This window comes from Halomonas sp. (assembly GCF_052095695.1).
Lineage (GTDB): Bacteria > Pseudomonadota > Gammaproteobacteria > Pseudomonadales > Halomonadaceae > Vreelandella.
The window spans coordinates 1-17,712 of record NZ_JBQDLQ010000039.1 but is presented as its reverse complement, the minus strand read 5'-3'; the positions used below and the strand labels follow the sequence as shown (position 1 = coordinate 17,712).

Here is a 17,712-nt window from a genome sequence, read left to right as displayed (position 1 = left end):
TTAACTCCTGATGGCCCAGAACTGCATTTCCAGGCCGGGGAACTCCCCTGCGACGTGGAAGGCAAACCCGCTGGCACCGTTGAGCATTCCCCAGGCTTCGCTCTGACGGTCCAATTGGAAGTAGGTATAACCGGCGTGATAAGGCAACTCGCGAGGAGCAACCGGCAACGGTTCAAGCGGCACACCGGGTAACTGAAGACTGATAAGGTCGCGAATACGCTCGACGCTGGCCACTTTGGTTTGCTGTAAGAAAAGCTTGCGCAGCCGCTCGTTGGGCATATCTGCACGCACCGCTAGAATAAACTCCGCCGACTCGATCAGGCTGACATCAGAAAGCGGCGCCACCAGCAAGCCAAAACGGCGCGTTTGTAGCTGAATCGCCACCGCACGAGGCTCAAGCACAGTTGAAAGCGCCTGGCGCATCATCTTCATCAGCGGCCGGAAAGCGCGATCAGGGTGGTCGTGGTCATAGGCGGGGCACTCTGGCGGCAGCCGCGACTCATCGGTAAAGGTCACTAGCTCACAGGCCACTTCGTGCATGGTGTCGTAAAGCCGCTCGGGATGGAGCTGACCTAACCGTGCTAGATGCTGAAAACGCGGCTGAGCACGGTTAAGCAACTGAAGCAGCATGAAGTCAGTCACATCGGCCACGCCGGCCTGGTGGGGCGTCGAGAGACGCTGAGCAATATTGCGTGCCCGTTCGCGCATTAGCCCGGCCATTTCACCTACGAAACGTTGAAGCCCAGAAGCCGCCTGCACGTTAAGCAGCGTGGGTAGGAACTGCTCATCCAACACGAGGCTGCCATCCGGGCGTCGCTCAACAATACGCGCAACCGCCAAACAGGCGTAGCCGCTGCGATCATCACGTTCTAAAAGCAGCCGGGGGGAGACGCGTGCAACTTCTAGGTCTGCCGAATCACCATCGCGGGAATGTAGGTCGCGCACGCTGCGTGACAAGAGACGATAGCGGGCCGGCAAATCATCGCCCGGCCAGCGCACTTCGCCCACGCCATCGGTTGCCAGCGGCAGGCCTAAATAGACCACTTGGTTGGTAATGCTCGCATCGCTGATTTCTAGCGGGCTAGGCTCCATATCATCAGCGGGCAGGTGAAAAGCAACGCCATCAGGCATAATGCCACTAGCGCGACTGATCGCTATCCGTCCAAAGCTTAAAAACTCGCTGTTCAGTTCCAGCGATAGGAAGCCATATAAATAGTGGCTAACCCCTTTTAGACGCGTATCGATTAAGCCTTCTAGGCTGCGCTGTTGCTGCTGGAAATGCTGGGGCTTGATGAATAAGCCTTCGCTCCACACCACACGGTTTCGGCTGGCCATTATTCCTCCTTCCTTAGCTCTACTTCGTTGTCACGGAGGTGAACCAGCAGGTGGTAATGCTCGCCACTCGCCTTTACCTTGACGACCTTTTTCCACTCGGCTTCGTTGGGCGTTGCATAGAACGCAATCAGCCCGATGTAACGCGTGTCTTCATCGACTTCGAATGGTTCGTAAAACTTCCACTGTCCAGGCAGTAAAGTGAAGTCGTCATGGGTCAGGTAATTCGTGCCTAGCGCTTCTTCTAAATCATGGTTTAACTGACTCAAGTCGGCAGCCATTAGCATGGAATCGTCTTTTAGTTGCAGCACCTGAAAGCGCAGCGGCGTTCCTTCACCGTCTACATTTGGATTGACGTTCGGCTCAGCAATCATGCTCAGGTCGACCGTGGTGGGCCGGTCTTCGGGATAGCCAACGGGGATCGAGGGATCGCGTAGGACCTGCCACGTTTTTCCAGTGGCTTCACGGGTTGAGGCACAGCCTGCTAACAGCAGAATGACGCCCATCAGCCAAGCAAGCCGTACCATTGTTGACACGCTCATGCTTGATCGGATCATGCCTCCTCCCGCTGCTGACGACGCACCGACTGGTCATACGCCTGCTCGAAAACTTCCCAAAACAGTTTTTGAAAACCTTGCTGGCGCCCTGAATTGAGCTCGCGGTAATAGTGGTGATACATCTCCCACGCCCAGCCGCCTTCTTCTTCAATACGATTCCCCGCACCGCGGTAGGCGTGAAAACGCTTTAACAGCGCCTCGGGTGAAAACGCATCAAGAATAGTCCCGAGCGCATGGCCAATGGCCTCTTCCACAGCGGCTTGATGCTGGCCTTGATGGCGCAAGCACTCGGCGACGGCCTCAGGGGCGGACAGATGTACAGGACTACGCTGGGCCGAAAACAGAGTTTCAGCGGTCTCTTCGTAGGACTGCCCCAGCCGCAGAGGATTATCTTCAATCGGCTGTAAGCGACGGTCGCGCAGCGGATATTTACTATTATCCTGGGCCTGCTGCAGTATCCGCAGGCCATCAATAGTGGCACGCAGCGTTTGGCCCGCTTCCTCTAGAAACGCCTGCTGTTCTTCACTGTCACGAAAGCTCAGACCCAGCCCCAAGCCTTTGAGCAACGGGTCTGCGCCAACATGGCCAAGCGCCTGCGTTGCGGGTGCTTGCCAGCGATCTTCCAATTGCTCACCCACCGAGCGCTCTAAGTCGTCTAGCTGCCGCTCATCCATGCCACTACTCCTCTGCGTCGTTGTGCTAGTTGTGCTAAAAGACGGTTTGTTAAATTTCTGTTCTTGATAGGCGGACTGCTGATAGCCTGTCGCTTGATAGTCTGCGCTTTGATAGATCTGGCGCGGTGAAAACGCCACACTCTCCAACGGCTCTATGACGTCTGAAACGGATTCATCGCGGTCTAAGGCCACCATTGGGTCATGCTGAATAGAGCCTGGCTGAGTACCGCCCAATGCCTCAATAGGGTCACCCTTTTCGGCCTCATGGCTAAACGTTTCACCGACGCCCGCTGGCCATAGCGTGGCGTCAGCCGTCACGTCGTCATGTTCTTCATCAATGAGCCGGGAAAGCGAATGAACGCCGGGCTGCCAGGCATGCCGATCACCTAGATGCACCTTTAAGCAATACTCACCCACGAGCAGCTCATCACCATCGCGCAGCGCCACCTTACGGTTGCGCCCCACCGGCAGCGTGGTGCGGTTTATGTAGGTATGGCCACTTAGATCGACCAAGCAATATTTGCCGTCGATTTTGATGATTTCGGCATGGCTGGGCCTGATTTGCCCGCCGTGATCCTGGAGCAGCCAATCGTCATGAGGGCTGCTACCCAGCGTTCCGCCGTCTTTCTGAAAGACGAAGCTGCTGACCGAGCGGCCTTCAAGCTGTTCGCTGTTAGTCACCACTAACGTTATGGCTTCAAGCTGATTAGCGTTCATGGTTTAACTCGTCATCTGAATACGTACACAGCGGCGCGCAGTACTGTCGTCGCTTTCTGGATCCACAAACGTGGTCCACCCAAGCTGGCATGAGCCGGCGTCGCCTAAGCGCATCGGCTTGACCTCGCTCTCCAATAATTCAAGCTCAAGGTCGTAGGCCAGCGGCTCGCGCAGTACAAAGCTCACTAGCGTCCGCAGCGGTTTATGTTCTTCACCGTCGGGTAGAAAATCTCTGAAACGTGCCAAGCTCAGCCCGCGCAGACAGAGTGCAAACTTACCGTTTACATCGGCAACACCCTCCCCGGCGACCATATCTTCTCCCAGCGTCATTCCCGCCATGCCCGTACGGCTTCGCTGGTCCGCTGGAATTTCTACCCAGCGCATCACCCACTCGTCGATCTCGACACTGGCTAAATCAAAGCAGTGGCCGACAATGCCGCACACCACATCAGGTGAGCGCGAGCGGCCCGCTAACAGACCCGCGTAGGCGAGCATTTTGCTCCAGTTGATCGGCGTTTCACCGCGCAGGTCGCTGTCGGCGAGCCCAACCAATGCAAAGATGGCGGCGGAAAAACCATCGGCAGCGTCATCTTGATAGCGCACGTAATGGCGATATTTACGCCAATTACGATGAGCGAGCGTCAGCAGCCGGTGGTTGAAGAAGTCTAGAAAATCGCCCGCGGCACCTTCCTGATGGGCGGCGCTATGTGCCAATGCTTCCAAGTAGTAACCGGGTAGCGGAGACTGCGAACCCTGCAAACCCAGAAAACTGACTTCCATCTCATACTGGCCTGCCTGGCTTTCTCGTAGGACGAGCACATCACTGCTGGGAAAGCCTAGCGACGCCGATGCGTTGTAGCGCACTCGCTGAAAGGAGGGCACGCTACCGCCATGCCGCTGCTCTAAGTCATCGCCATGATGCCGGTGCAGAAGCTCGACGAGTTGATAAAACTCATAGCGTCGCGCCCCCTGAATCACGGGGGCAAGCGCTACATTAGGGGCTGCTGCCCCGCCTGTAAGGTCCATGTGTAGCGCTCTTGGTTATGGCGATTAATGACATGCAGCTCGTGAAAAGAGTTGATGCTTGCGTAAAGCGAAAAGAAACGCGCCAGCACGCTACCAAACAAATACAGGCTGCCTTCATCACCAAAGGCCTCCTGATCAAGCGTCATCACCGAACGCAAACCGCGCACGGGCAACCCTTTGCGCAGCCGATCCACCGACTGGGTGTCGATATCGATAATCCCGGCTAAGCGTTTTTGCGCCACCCGCTCAGCCTGGCGGTCCACTAGCGCACGAAAGTCATACGCCCGTAGTACCGAACACAGCGCATCACGCTCAAGCAGCGAGAGATAGTTAAGCGACAGGTTGGAAATCAGGATCCACAGCAGCCCATCGTCAAGCGCAGGGCGCAGCACCGGCGTTGGCCGGGTGATATTGCGAAACGCAGCGTATGCGGGGCTCTCTTCGGTCGGCACGCACAGGTCGCCAACGGTCAACTGCTCGGGCAGCTCGCGGTTGCTACAGGTCAACTGCAAAGAGATCGTTTCGCGACGCCCCACGCGAGCCCGCTCATCACCGCGAACAAACGCAATGTCATGATCAAAGCCATCGCTGCGCAGGCTGTCGCGCACGCGAACGCGGTAATACAGCGCCTCCCGCCCCCGGTCTTGCTCTATCTGGTGTTGAAAGCTTTCAAACGGAACGTAGTTTCTTGGATTACCCTGGGCATCCGCATGCTCGCCCGCCAACCCACCCTGCACCTGATCAACGCTGAATACCTCGTAGTGAGAAGGCGATCGGCTGCTAGGTCGAACACGGTATTCGCTGCGTTCACCGCTTAAATCGATGGGTTCAGCATCATGCTCAAAGAGATTGATCGCCGGCGTGCAGTACAGCGCTAAGTGCTCATCTTGCACCCGCGCATCGGTCGGCAATATGCGTGAAAACACACAGCGCAACGTCACGCTGCGCGCCGTTTCCGCCGGCAAATACTGGTTTAGATTCAGCACATCGAAAAAATGGAACGCCTCAGGAAAGCAGAGGTACTCCTGCAGAATGCGGTAACCTTGATGAACGTTCTGTGGGTACGGCAGCAGTGCCTGATCGCGCTCAAACCCAACGGCTTTTAAAGCGCTAGCGGGTAATGTCTGTACTTTACCGTCGATCTCTAACTCAAGGCGGGCCAGGTAATGGCTCACCCATAGGTACAGCGTACGAGCGGTATAGCCATCGCCGCCCAAATGCAGGCGCAGAGCGTTAATTCCCATGGCATTCATCGGCTGATCGCTGCGTACGTCCATGCTCAGCTCAACGATAGACGACTCGCGCGTATGGCGGGCATCTACACCAGCATGCGCTAACGGATAAAGCACCACGTCATGGCAGGTACGAAACTGGCACGCCGTGCCGTCTACCGGCTCGCTGGCAAGTTCAGTGCCACGCGGCACTTGCTGCTGCTGGCTTAGCGCGTGCCACGTCGGCGTGAACTGCACCACGGTCATGCTGGGCACGGGGCGAAGGTAGTTCGGCCACAGCATGCTTATTAAGGAGTGGGTGAGCTCCGGGAACTCATCATCCACCTTCTCGCGCATTCGGCCAGTGAGAAAAGCGAACCCCTCTAACAAACGCTCTACATCAGGGTCCGTGCTACGCTCAGAAAGAAAGCGGCTCAGGCCGGGGTTTGCATCCGCAAACTCCCGCCCCTGACGCTTCAAGAAGTTGAGTTCATCTCGATAGTAGCGATTAAGCATGCGTGCCTCTTGGGCCTATCAGTTAAGGCACTGATAACGCTTGTTGTTGAGCAACAAATCGATCGTGGCGTGGGCGTTATCTTTACCCAGCGCAACCGTTGCATGCACCTGAAAACGTAGCTGCAGCGGGTCACCGTGATTGGGCAACGACTCAACGTCCACGCGTTTGACTCGCGGCTCAAAGCGTTCAATACACTGGCGGATGGCTTGCTGAATATTGAGCTCTAGCTCCAACACGCCGATCGTGGCGTCGTTGAAATCAAGCAGCCCCAGCTCAGGAGCGCACGCACTGTTGCCTGGGTGGCTATTGAGCAAATCAACCAGGTGGCGCTTGACCGACGCCACCACCGTCATTAGCTCGTCGCCTTCGTCCCGCCGCACGGGCTGGTGAGACGCCGCCAAGCGTTCGAATAAGCGGCTCCCCAACAACTCTCTTCCCTGCGACTCATTTCTCAACGACCCACTTCTCAGCAATCCACCGCTGTCAGTTGCCATGACGACATTCCTTTATTCTTTGTCGAGGCGTCCAACAAGTGAGAGTTCGAAATTAGCCCCCATGTATTTAAAGTGCGGACGCACGGACATGGAAACTTGGTACCAGCCTGGCTCGCCCTCAACATCAGAAACCTGAATAGAGGCGGCACGCAGCGGGCGGCGGCTACGCACGTCTGCAGGGGGATTTTCCTGATCAGCCACGTACTGGCGGATCCAAGCATTCAACTCACGTTCAAGATCCTGACGCTCCTTCCAGGAGCCGATCTGCTCACGCTGAAGCACTTTTACGTAGTGCGCCAAGCGGTTGATGATGAACATGTAGGGAAGCTGTGTGCCCAGCTTAAAATTAGTCTCTGCCACTTTACCCTCGGGGGTGTTGGGGAAGACCTTGGGCTTTTGAACGGAGTTGGCTGAAAAGAACGCAGCGTTATCGCTACCCTTACGCATGGTGAGTGAAATGAAACCCTCTTCGGCCATTTCAAACTCGCGTCGGTCGGTGATTAACACCTCGGTAGGAATTTTTGCCTGAAGCTGGCCCAGCGCTTCGTAGGTGTGCACGGGCAAATTCTCAACCGATCCGCCGCTTTGTGGCCCAATGATATTGGGGCACCAGCGATATTTGGCAAAACTATCGGCTAGTCGCTCGGCTAGCAGGTAAGCGGTATTGCCCCACAGATAGTCTTCGTGACCTTCACTCACATTTTCACGGTAGTTAAAGGTCTTGATGGGGTTTTCTACCGGATCATAGGGCGTTCGCAGCAAAAAGCGTGGCGCGGTCAAGCCCAGGTAGCGGGCGTCTTCTGACTCACGCAGGCTGCGCCAGCGAGCATATTTTGGCCCTTCGAAAATCGCCTTGAAGTCCTTGATATTCGGCAGCTCTTCAAAGCTATCGATACCAAAAAACGAAGGTGCAACGGATGACATAAACGGCGCGTGCGCCATGGCGCCCACGGCTGACGCATACTGCAGTAGCTTCATATCCGACGTGGAAGGTGAAAAGTCATAATGGCCAATGATACCGGCAACAGGCTCACCACCGAACTGGCCGTAGCCAGCATTATAAACGTGCTGATATAAGCCGCTCTGACTGATTTCAGAGGCGAATTCAAAATCGTCTAGCAGTTCTTCTTTGGTTGCATGCAGCACATCAAGCTTAATATTCTCACGAAAATCAGTGCGATCAACCAGCAACTTCAAGCCGCGCCACGCTGACTCTAGCTGCTGAAAGTTGGTTTCGTGTAAGACTTCATCAACTTGATGACTAATTTTGCGATCAAGCTCAACAATCATGTTATCAACAAGTGATTTATTGACCTTGGGGGCCGCCTCGCCGCCATTCAGCAGCTCAGCGATAAACGCCGCCACGCCTTGCTTGGCAACGTCGTACCCTTCATCGGCAGGCGCCATGCGTGTTTGCGCCATGACCTGATCAAGTAGCGACACCTCTGTTTCTGTCTCTACCGATGCCGCTGTGCCCTGCTGCTTTGCTGACTTACTCATCACTGTGCCTCGAATACGCTATATCGCATTGAAAAAACGCTGCCAATACCTTGGATTTATTTATCCTTATCGGCATCCAGCAAGTGCAGCTCGTTTAACAGCTGCTGGCGCGCTTCGTCGTTTTCCAACAGCTTCTGCAGCCGATCACGAAAAGCAGGCACGTTCCCCAGCGGCCCTTTCAAGGCAACCAGCGCTTCGCGCAATTCAACGAGCTTGCGTAATTCAGGCACCTGCTTTGCGACTGCGTCAGGCGAAAAATCTTCGAGTGATTTGAAATCAAGATTGACAGCGATATCGCCCGCCTCATCACCTTCATCGAGCCGATTAGGCACCGCGGCCTGCAAGTTCAGCCCGGCTTCACGCATAACCGATTGGAAGTTGTTTTTATCAACAGAGATGGCCTGGCGCTCTTCAATAGGGGTTTCTTCTTCCCCGCCTTTAAAGTCACCCACCACCATTAGCTTGAGCGGCAGTTCCGTTTCGGACTGCTGATCACCGGTAGCTGGCACATACTTGATATTGATGCGCTCTTTCGGCGCAACGGTTCCTTGCTTAGCCATGGAATTTAGCCCTGGAGAGAAATGTATCAATGTAACTGTTAATAGTTCTCAATCTAGGGACGGTAACGAATTGCTTAGCCGCGCACCAATTACGGCTTCTCTACTTACAGCACTTCAGTTGCCTAAGCATGGTCAAGCAATCCGTTTTCAGAACAGGATTTACGCCATGTTAGCGACACGTTTTAAGAAGTTAGCCTGAAAATAATCAAAAAAATAATTACCATTAATCTCCTAGTTATAATTTGTAAGATATTTCTTACAAAATCTGTCGGCAATCTCTTACGGTTATTGACTGAAATCACGCACAAATGAGATGCCTGAAATGAATAGCGCCTTAATGACTCAGCTGATTAGAAGTTGAATAAAAGAAAATATACACCGCGTTTTTAATACTTTCGTTACTCAATGAAACCAAAACTACTCATAATTTACTATAATAAATAGTCTAAATTCATAGCCAAAGATGAATGAGCAATTCGTTGCCACGCAAGCAAAGAGTTGCCTCAAACAGGCAATATATTGCCTAATAAAAACTAACTATAAAATAAATTACAAATAAGTAACTGAAATTATTGATTAAACTATAAACGGCACGACCCTTGCTTTATATATTGAGTCCGCGTGACATCTCTTTCAATATTTAAGTCAAGGAGCAGACCATGCCAACACCATGTTATATCAGCATCGAAGGCCAAACTCAGGGTAATATTACTGCTGGCGCCTTTACCCCGGATTCTGTCGGCAACATTTATGTTGAAGGCCACGAAGACGAGATGCTAGTTCAAGAGTTCAAGCATGTGGTTACCGTCCCCACTGACCCGCAGTCTGGTCAGCCTTCCGGCCAGCGCGCTCACAAACCTTTTATCTTTACCGTTGCTCTCAACAAATCAGTACCGTTGATGTACAACGCTCTTGCGTCTGGGGAAATGCTGCCTAACGTAGCACTCAACTGGTACCGCACGTCTGTTGAAGGTAAGCAGGAACACTTTTTCACCACGACATTGACTGATGCCACGATCGTTGACATTAACCTGCGCATGCCGCATGCCCAGGACATCAACAAGTCTGAGTTTACTCAGCTGATGGATGTCTCACTGGCTTATCGTAAAATTGATTGGGAACACACCGTTGCCGGCACCTCCGGTTCTGACGACTGGCGCGCTCCGATTGAAGGCTAAGCTGTTGCTAATAGCCTAGCTATGGCCTGACATACAAGGCCTGAAACAAACGAAGCCCCTTCCAACCGGAAGGGGCTTCGTCGTTTCTGACCTATCGCTGCAGGCGTGTCGCTATTAGTATTGCGCAAAGGCTCTGTTATTAAACAAACCGTCCAAGGCCTACAACGGCTCGCAAACGGTCCATGGTCTGCGTGGCTTCTTCCCGGGCGCGCTCGGCGCCTTTTTGCAGCACTGCCTCAATGTGAGCAGGATCCGCCATTAGCTCGTTATAGCGCTCGCGTGGGGCACTCAGCTGAGCGTTCAAGTAATCAAACAGCTGATTTTTTGCATCACCCCAACCAATACCTTCTGCATACTGATCACGCAGGCTAGCGGTTTCTTCTGACGTGGCGAACGCTGAGTAGATTTGGAACAGCGTGCAGGTGTCAGGGTCTTTGGGCTCACCGGGTTCCAGTGAGTTGGTTTTTATCTTGCGCACCAGCTTTTGCAGCTTTTTCTCGGCTGAAAAAAGCGGAATCGTATTATCGTAGCTTTTGGACATCTTGCGACCATCCAAGCCCTTTAGTAGCTGTACTTTGTCGTCTACCACAGCCTCAGGGAATACAAAGTGCTGGCCTTTATAAAGATGGTTAAAGCGCCCGGCGATATCTCTTGCCATTTCGATGTGCTGAACCTGGTCACGCCCTACTGGCACTTTGTTGGCATTAAACATCAAAATATCGGCGGCCATCAGCACAGGATAGCCAAATAGCCCCATGGTAATGCCTTTATCTGGGTCTTGGTTATCTGCTTCTTCGTTCTCGGCAACCGCTGCCTTATAGGCATGGGCGCGGTTCATTAACCCCTTGGCACACACGCAGGAGAGCATCCACATCAGCTCAGGGATTTCGGCAATATCCGACTGACGATAAAAAATAGCGTTATCGGTATCTAGCCCTAGCGCCAGCCAGGTGGCGGCAATTTCCAGCCGAGATGCCTGAACACGCTTAGGATCTGGGCATTTGATCAACGCATGGTAGTCAGCCAAAAAGTAAAACGATTGAACGTTAGGGTCTTGGCTTGCCTCAATGGCAGGCTTGATCGCCCCAATGTAGTTGCCTAAATGGGGCGTGCCGGTGGTAGTAATACCGGTAAGAACGCGGGTTTTAGCAGACTGACTCATGATTTATGGCTCATCGTTGAACGTACATAGCAATATGATACGTGCATCGACATCGCGATGCGACAACTGCGGTTAGTCTCTAAATTCAGGCATTTACTCAAGAAATAAAAAGTAAGGATGACTCACCACCACTGGCCCTTCTTGATTTGCATATAGCGCGCCAAACGCAACGAGGCTCTTTCTATCATCAACGATTAACGGCAAATAGAAACACACGGCCGTTTCGGCTGCGCATTGATCATTAACCTGTCCGAGATGAGGAATATCATCCCACGTCATTTCTTCAATCGCGCTGCGTGAGTACGTTTCCGCACCCCAGTCTAGCGCTTCCATATCTTGTTTGAACGCTGCCTCTAGCGCTTTCGAATAGGCAGACTCAGCGTTCATCGTGGCCTGCACCACTGCCCGGTAGTTACCTGCTAAGCGCTCGTCAATCAATGCGCTCTGCATACCCGAAATACCTAACATCAACGCAGCGGAAAGTAGTGCCATAACAATCACCAACGCCGCGCCCCGCTGCTGCCTCATGAGCGAGCCTCCAAAAAGGCCGCCACCTTGTCACGCTCACTCAACGTCCACGTAAACTGATCGCACGTTGCACTAGCACTTTCCCGGCAGTCACCGACGAGCAGCGTTACGTTAGTCGACACACCATCGGCATTGGCTTCGTAAAGCACCGGGCAATCGGCCGCGCTATCGACCTGGGCGAGATCAACCATGGGCTGATGTTGCCGTTCATCTTGAAGTACACAGTAGTGGCGTGTACCACCATCGGTTTGCCGCTCATCGGGCGTTATGGCGTAATTCGCTATATTGCCTGCGCGCGCCGCTTGCGTAAGGATATTCACCGCAAAGACTAACGCCTCTTGCTTGCGGCTGATGGCATCCACGGCCCTAAACGTTTGGAAGGTGGTTAGAAACAGTTGGCCAGCCCCCAAAATAATGACCGTACCAATCGCCATGGCCACCATTGCTTCAACAAGCGTAAAGCCCCTTTGCCCCCTCGTCATCGCCCACCTCCCGCTAGGTCCGGCAGGTTAAGCGCATAGCTCATCGTATCGTTCAGAGCATTTGATGCAGCGTCATCTTCACGACTCGCCAGCGTAATCACAATGGTAAATTCACACCCAGAGCGCCGTATGCCACTTGCTGATGCATCAGCGCCGCGCAGCGAGCTCAACTCAGTGTTACCAACCCCCTTTTCTCCAAACCCATTACCACCAAACCAATGAGCCTTCCAGGCCGCTTCGACATCAATACTGGCGCAGCTATCGACATCGTCGCTTGCTAGCTGGGCCCAGAGCCGTTCCTGTGCGTCCACGGCGGCCAGATTAGCGATCGAATGCTGATAACCAGTCGTGGCGCCGTGTAACGCCTTTAGCTGCATAGCCGCCACGCCGATTAAGCCAACGGACAGAATCACCAGCGCAATTAATGCCTCGATTAAGCTAAAGCCACGCTGCGGGCTCGGCTCACCAACACGCATTAGGCAACCTTTCACCTCGTGCATTTAAGCGCAGGTCTTCAGCGCAGCCGTCTTCTTTAGGCGAGCTGGCGGTTAACATATAGCCGCTATTGTGGGGCGTTAACGCGATGGCATAGTGCTGATCGGGAGACAGCTCAGCAATGACACAGTCATGATAGGAGTAGGTACGCGAGTAGCAGCGTTCAAGTTCAGAGGCTGCCTGCATTAAGCCTGCATGAGCATCCATGCGCACTGATTGCTGCACGTAGCGGGTATAGCCGGGATAAGCAATGAACGCAATCACGCCAATGATAGCGACCACCGTCATTAGCTCAATTAAGGTAAAACCCAGCTGGCCGCTCAACGGAAAACGGCTAGTGGAGTAATGAGGAGCATAGGACATGTGACTTTTCTCCTGGGTCAATCCGCTCATATGGCTTAGCGAGCGGATATAGCACGTAGAGATTAGTACCTAACGATAGCTCTTAAAAAACAGCGCTTAGTAACTAGTGCTTAAAAACAGCACTGAAAAAGCGTATTAAAGTTAGCATGTCACAAATTGATACACGATGCCTAGCCGCTAACAATGACCTTTTCACGTAGCTCTTTGGGCATAGAAAAGGTAATCGTTTCTTCGCGCCCCTGCAGTTCTTCAGGCACGGCAGCACCGAGGCTTTGCAGCTTAGCAATAACGCCTTTGACCAATACTTCAGGGGCGCTAGCGCCGGCGGTAACGCCAACATGAGCTACATTTTCAAGCCACTGAGGGTCAATCTGCTCGGCATTGTCGATCAGGTAGGCAGGCGTACCCATGCGCTCTGAGAGCTCACGCAAGCGGTTTGAGTTCGAGCTATTCGGGCTCCCCACCACTAGCAGCAAATCACTCTGATCGGCTAGCTCGCGTACGGCGTCCTGACGGTTTTGCGTGGCGTAACAGATATCGTCATTACGCGGCCCCTGGATCGCAGGAAATTTGCCGCGTAGCGCATCAATGACCTTGGCAGTGTCGTCCATCGAAAGCGTCGTTTGAGTCACGAAAGCCAGCTTCGAAGGATCTCGCACGTCAAGCTTAGCAACGTCTGCTTCATCTTCGACCAAGTAGATATGCCCACCCAGGGAGGTGTCGTAACGTCCCATGGTGCCTTCCACTTCAGGATGGCCCTCATGGCCGATGAGCACACACTCTTGGCCGCGTTTAGCGTAGCGCAACACTTCCAGATGGACTTTGGTCACCAGCGGGCAAGTGGCATCAAATACCTTCAAGCCACGCCGTTCGGCGTCCGTTTGAACCGCGCGAGACACGCCGTGGGCAGAGAAAATCACGATGACATCGTCCGGCACTTCATCCAGCTCTTCTACAAACACAGCCCCACGGGCGCGCAGCGTTTCAACCACAAACCGGTTATGCACGACTTCGTGACGCACATAGATAGGCGGGCCAAAGACATCCAGGGCGCGATTAACGATATCGATAGCGCGATCCACTCCAGCGCAAAACCCGCGTGGATTGGCCAATTTGATCTGTATGGGCTGTGCTTGCGTCGGTTGCATAGTAGCGCCTTGATGCGTAAGCGCATCGCTTAGTGAATAAGAACGTCGCTAGTGCTAGTAAGTCTAATGTTAGTAAGTCTAGTGCGTGGTGGCGGGCTTAACGTCCAGCACTTCCACTTCAAACGTGAGCGTACGGCCCGCTAGCGGATGATTAAAATCGACCTCAATGCGCTCGCCGTCGATAGTTTTGACCACACCAGGCAATTCCGTTCCCGCTTTATCCGCAAACGACATCACCATGCCTATTTCTGGCGCTTCATCACCAAAGTCGGCACGCTTCAGCGTCTGGATATTCTGCGGATTGTGCTGGCCAAACGCATGCTCGGGGGTAATTTGAAAACTCCCGTTCTGCCCGACGGCTAAGCCTTTAATCGGGTGTTCAAAGCCTGGCGGCAGGTTGCCATCGCCAAACTCAAAGGTTGCCGGGGCTTTGTCTTTGGTTGAATCCACCAACGTGCCATCTTCTAGCTTCAAGGTGAAGTGTAGCGTCACTTCCATGCCATCATCGATACGGTAGTCGCTCATTACAGCTCTCAATAGTCGATTAATGAGAAGCAGCGTGCGCCTTCTTGCGCCGCCGCTCACCCATGATAGATTCCCAGATTAGTGCGACTGCGCCCAGGGTGATGCCAATATCCGCCACGTTAAAGGCCGGGTAGTACCACCCTGCCACGTGAAAGGAAAGAAAATCAACCACATAGCCATGCACGAGGCGATCGTACAGATTGCCTAAAGCGCCACCAATAATCAGCGGCAGCGCAATCGCCAGCAGTTTTTCATCGTTTTTGACGCGTGACAGCCATATCGTCAGGGCGATGCTGGCGCCCACCGCAATAATGGCAAAGAACCAGCGCTGCCAGCCCGGGTGCGTGGCTAAGAAGCTGAACGCTGCGCCAGGGTTATGCAGCAGCGTGAGATTGAAAAAGGGCAGCACTTCCACCGGCTGTGCGTAGCCAAGCTGGCTGCTGGCCACGTATTTGGTGAGCAAATCGAGCACGATCACCGCCGCGGCGATCCACAGCCAGCTCAAGGGCCGCTTCATAGGCGGCCGTTCACTTACGTCGGTTGCATTGGGCGTATTGGCAGCATTAGGCGTATTGTCGGCATTAGGCATAGTAACGAATCTCGCCGTTGCCTTCGGGAAGGTTGCTAATGCAGCGACCGCACAAATCAGGATGATCGGCATGAGTGCCGACATCCGGGCGGTGGTGCCAGCAGCGCTCGCACTTGGTGTTTTCGCTGGTGCTAACCGCGACTTTTAAGCTATCAAGCTCAGTTGTTTCCGCTGAATCACTCGCGTCTGCTAAAGGCTTGAGCGTGACATCGCTGGTCAGCATCACAAAGCGCAGCTCATCGCCTAGCTTGGCCAGCGTCGCCTGTAGCTCATCGCTGACATACAGCGTGACCTCGGCGGCAAGGCTGCCCTTGATCACTTTGGCATTACGCGCGTCTTCCAGGCACTTATTCACCGAGTGTTTAACTTCCAACACCTGCTCCCAGAAGGCGCGACCCAGGTCAGCGCTTTCATCTAGAGTGGCAAGGCCGGTGTAGTACGTTTCAAGCAGCACGCTATCGCCGCGTTTACCGGGGATATTCTCGTGGATCTCTTCAGCAGTGAACGAGAGAATCGGTGCAATCCAACGGCTCAGTGCTTCAACCACATGATACAGCGCGGTTTGCGCACTACGCCGCGCCAGTGAATCTGTTTGTGTGGTGTACTGGCGATCTTTAATAACGTCGAGATAGAAGCCGCCTAGCTCACGTGCACAGAAGCCATGCACCTGCTGGTAAACATCTAGAAAGCGGTATTCTTCATAGGCTTTTTCAATGCGCACCTGCAGCTGGGCGGCGCGATCGACTACCCACTGGTCTAGCGCCAGCATGTCGCCAAAGGCCACCTGATTACGCTCAGGATCAAACCCGTTAAGGTTTGAAAGCAGGAAGCGGGCGGTGTTACGAATGCGACGGTAGACGTCAGACGTACGTTTCAAAATTTCGTCCGATACGGCCATTTCACCGGAGTAATCGGTAGAAGCAACCCACAGACGCAGAATATCGCCGCCCAGCTTATCCATCACTTCTTGAGGCGCGACCACGTTGCCCAGTGACTTGGACTGCTTGCGGCCCTGGGAGTCAACCGTGAAACCATGGGTCAGCAGTTGGCGATACGGCGGATGACCGTCAATCGCCGAGCCGGTAAGCAGCGAAGAATGGAACCAACCGCGGTGCTGATCAGAACCTTCCAGATACAGGTCGGCACGCGGGCCGCTTTCATGACCGTGCGGGTGCGAGCCGCGCAGCACGTGGCGGTGGGTGGTACCGGAGTCGAACCACACATCGAGTGTGTCGGTGACTTTATCGTACTCAGCGGCCTCAGCACCCAGCAATTCAGCGGGCTCAAGACGGAACCACGCGTTGATTCCTTCTTGCTCAACGCGCTTGGCCGCCTCTTCCATCAGCTCAACGGTACGCGGATGCAGCTCGCCCGTTTGCTTGTGAAGGAAAAACGGAATAGGCACGCCCCAGTTACGCTGGCGGGAGATACACCAGTCTGGGCGGTTAGCAATCATGTTGTGCAAGCGCGCCTGGCCCCAGGCGGGCGTAAACGACGTAGCGGTAATGCCTTCCAACGCGCTTTCGCGCAGGGTTTTACCGTCTTTGCCTTGAATATCCATGCCCACAAACCACTGCGCCGTAGCGCGGTAGATCACCGGCGTTTTATGGCGCCAGCAGTGCATATAGCTATGTTTGATCGGCGTATGTGCCATCAGCGCATCAACGTCGCGCAGCTTGTCGATGATATGCGGGTTGGCTTTCCAAATCATCTGGCCGCCGAAGAACGGCAGGTCATCAGCGTACACGCCGTTACCCTGCACCGGATTCAGCATGTCGTCGAACTCCATGCCGTGCTCGCGGCAGGTGACAAAGTCATCCATACCGTAAGACGGCGCAGAGTGGACAATACCGGTACTGCCGACCTCTGACTCGACATAATCCGCTAGGTAAATCGGCGACAGGCGATCGTAGAACGGATGGCGGAAATTGATCAGATCAAGCTTGGCGCCTTGCGTGGTGGCAATCACCTCACCTTCCAGGCCAAAGCGCTCTAGACAGCTTGCCACCAGTTCTTCTGCTAGCAGCAGCAAACGCTCGCCGGTATCAACCAATGCATAGGTGAACTCAGAGTGAACATTCAGCGCCTGGTTAGCGGGAATAGTCCACGGCGTGGTGGTCCAGATGACCACGGCAGCAGGCTTGGGCAACTCGCTTAGGCCAAAGGCCGCGGCAAGCTTGTCGGCATCTTCCACCGGAAAAGCCACATCGATGGCATCCGATTTCTTATCCGCATACTCAACTTCGGCTTCCGCCAGCGCCGAGCCACAGTCAAAACACCAGTTAACCGGCTTCAGGCCTTTAAACACGTAGCCCGCTTCCACCATATCGGCTAGCGCACGGATCTCGCCGGCTTCATTAGCGTAATCCATGGTGCGATAAGGGTGACCCCAATCACCGATAATGCCCAGGCGTACAAAGTCAGCCAACTGCGTTTCAACTTGAGCACCCGCGTATTCACGGCAGAGTTCACGGGCTCTGCTCGGTTCAAGATGCTTTCCGTGAGTCGTTTCTACCTTGTGCTCAATGGGCAGGCCGTGGCAGTCCCAACCCGGCACATAGGGGGCGTCGAAACCGGCTAGGTTTTTCGACTTAACGATAATGTCTTTAAGAATCTTATTAACGGCGTGACCAATATGGATACTGCCATTGGCG

At 54.0% G+C, this 17,712-nt stretch carries 18 protein-coding genes; 1 reads left to right on the top strand and 17 read right to left on the bottom strand.

Features of this window, described 5'->3' with window-relative positions; all coding sequences use genetic code 11:
* From tssK to tssB, 8 genes are read right to left on the bottom strand one after another with little or no spacing between them, the layout of a single operon-like run.
* On the bottom strand, positions 1-1,335 hold the full coding sequence (gene tssK, locus ACTH5D_RS09685) for a type VI secretion system baseplate subunit TssK (RefSeq protein ID WP_441670647.1): 1,335 nt from the start codon (positions 1,333-1,335) through the stop codon (positions 1-3).
* Positions 1,335-1,889 carry a type VI secretion system lipoprotein TssJ gene (tssJ, locus tag ACTH5D_RS09680; protein ID WP_441670645.1) on the bottom strand — a complete coding sequence of 185 codons (555 nt, stop codon included), beginning with the start codon at positions 1,887-1,889 and terminating at the stop codon, positions 1,335-1,337. The genes tssK and tssJ overlap by 1 nt, the downstream gene beginning before the upstream one ends.
* Positions 1,886-3,280: a type VI secretion system-associated FHA domain protein TagH gene (gene tagH, locus ACTH5D_RS09675; protein WP_441670643.1), complete on the bottom strand. Its 1,395-nt coding sequence runs from the start codon at positions 3,278-3,280 to the stop codon at positions 1,886-1,888. Before tagH ends, tssJ begins: the two co-directional genes overlap by 4 nt.
* 3 nt (positions 3,281-3,283) lie before the next feature.
* A complete protein-coding gene (gene tssG / locus ACTH5D_RS09670; protein WP_441670641.1) occupies positions 3,284-4,306 on the bottom strand; it encodes a type VI secretion system baseplate subunit TssG in 1,023 nt (340 codons plus the stop codon).
* Entirely contained in the window at positions 4,270-6,033 is a 1,764-nt protein-coding gene (tssF, locus tag ACTH5D_RS09665) for a type VI secretion system baseplate subunit TssF (RefSeq protein ID WP_441670639.1), read from the bottom strand. The genes tssG and tssF overlap by 37 nt, the downstream gene beginning before the upstream one ends.
* An 18-nt stretch (positions 6,034-6,051) precedes the next feature.
* On the bottom strand, positions 6,052-6,528 hold the full coding sequence (tssE, locus tag ACTH5D_RS09660; RefSeq protein WP_441670637.1) for a type VI secretion system baseplate subunit TssE: 477 nt from the start codon (positions 6,526-6,528) through the stop codon (positions 6,052-6,054).
* Positions 6,529-6,540: 12 nt separating this feature from the next.
* Positions 6,541-8,028: a type VI secretion system contractile sheath large subunit gene (gene tssC / locus ACTH5D_RS09655; RefSeq protein WP_441670635.1), complete on the bottom strand. Its 1,488-nt coding sequence runs from the start codon at positions 8,026-8,028 to the stop codon at positions 6,541-6,543.
* Positions 8,029-8,084: 56 nt separating this feature from the next.
* On the bottom strand, positions 8,085-8,588 hold the full coding sequence (gene tssB, locus ACTH5D_RS09650) for a type VI secretion system contractile sheath small subunit (RefSeq protein WP_441670633.1): 504 nt from the start codon (positions 8,586-8,588) through the stop codon (positions 8,085-8,087).
* A 659-nt stretch (positions 8,589-9,247) separates the two neighbouring features.
* Here tssB and ACTH5D_RS09645 point away from each other — a divergent pair.
* On the top strand, positions 9,248-9,766 hold the full coding sequence (locus ACTH5D_RS09645) for an Hcp family type VI secretion system effector (RefSeq protein ID WP_096277924.1): 519 nt from the start codon (positions 9,248-9,250) through the stop codon (positions 9,764-9,766).
* A gap of 139 nt (positions 9,767-9,905) precedes the next feature.
* On the opposite strand, the gene ACTH5D_RS09640 is transcribed toward ACTH5D_RS09645, so the two are convergent.
* The 9 genes from ACTH5D_RS09640 to ileS all read right to left on the bottom strand — a co-directional run.
* Positions 9,906-10,928 (bottom strand): tryptophan--tRNA ligase, encoded by a 1,023-nt coding sequence (locus tag ACTH5D_RS09640; RefSeq protein WP_441670631.1) that lies wholly within the window; start codon positions 10,926-10,928, stop codon positions 9,906-9,908.
* Between the two features lie 93 nt (positions 10,929-11,021).
* Complete coding sequence (locus tag ACTH5D_RS09635; protein ID WP_441670629.1) at positions 11,022-11,456, bottom strand: pilus assembly PilX family protein; 435 nt, start codon at positions 11,454-11,456, stop codon at positions 11,022-11,024.
* The gene (locus ACTH5D_RS09630) at positions 11,453-11,938 is read right to left on the bottom strand and encodes a PilW family protein (RefSeq protein WP_441670627.1); all 486 of its coding nucleotides are present in this window, start codon (positions 11,936-11,938) and stop codon (positions 11,453-11,455) included. The genes ACTH5D_RS09635 and ACTH5D_RS09630 overlap by 4 nt, the downstream gene beginning before the upstream one ends.
* The gene (locus tag ACTH5D_RS09625; RefSeq protein WP_441670625.1) at positions 11,935-12,414 is read right to left on the bottom strand and encodes a type IV pilus modification PilV family protein; all 480 of its coding nucleotides are present in this window, start codon (positions 12,412-12,414) and stop codon (positions 11,935-11,937) included. Before ACTH5D_RS09625 ends, ACTH5D_RS09630 begins: the two co-directional genes overlap by 4 nt.
* The gene (locus ACTH5D_RS09620; RefSeq protein WP_441670623.1) at positions 12,401-12,796 is read right to left on the bottom strand and encodes a type IV pilin protein; all 396 of its coding nucleotides are present in this window, start codon (positions 12,794-12,796) and stop codon (positions 12,401-12,403) included. Before ACTH5D_RS09620 ends, ACTH5D_RS09625 begins: the two co-directional genes overlap by 14 nt.
* Positions 12,797-12,966: 170 nt before the next feature.
* A complete protein-coding gene (ispH, locus tag ACTH5D_RS09615) occupies positions 12,967-13,944 on the bottom strand; it encodes a 4-hydroxy-3-methylbut-2-enyl diphosphate reductase (protein WP_441670621.1) in 978 nt (325 codons plus the stop codon).
* A 78-nt stretch (positions 13,945-14,022) separates the two neighbouring features.
* Positions 14,023-14,469, bottom strand: a complete 447-nt coding sequence (fkpB, locus tag ACTH5D_RS09610) for an FKBP-type peptidyl-prolyl cis-trans isomerase (RefSeq protein ID WP_441670619.1) — start codon at positions 14,467-14,469, stop codon at positions 14,023-14,025.
* 19 nt (positions 14,470-14,488) lie between these two features.
* Positions 14,489-14,986: a signal peptidase II gene (lspA, locus tag ACTH5D_RS09605; RefSeq protein ID WP_235040373.1), complete on the bottom strand. Its 498-nt coding sequence runs from the start codon at positions 14,984-14,986 to the stop codon at positions 14,489-14,491.
* A gap of 64 nt (positions 14,987-15,050) precedes the next feature.
* On the bottom strand, positions 15,051-17,712 hold a 2,662-nt coding region (ileS, locus tag ACTH5D_RS09600; RefSeq protein WP_441670617.1), incomplete at its 5' end, for an isoleucine--tRNA ligase.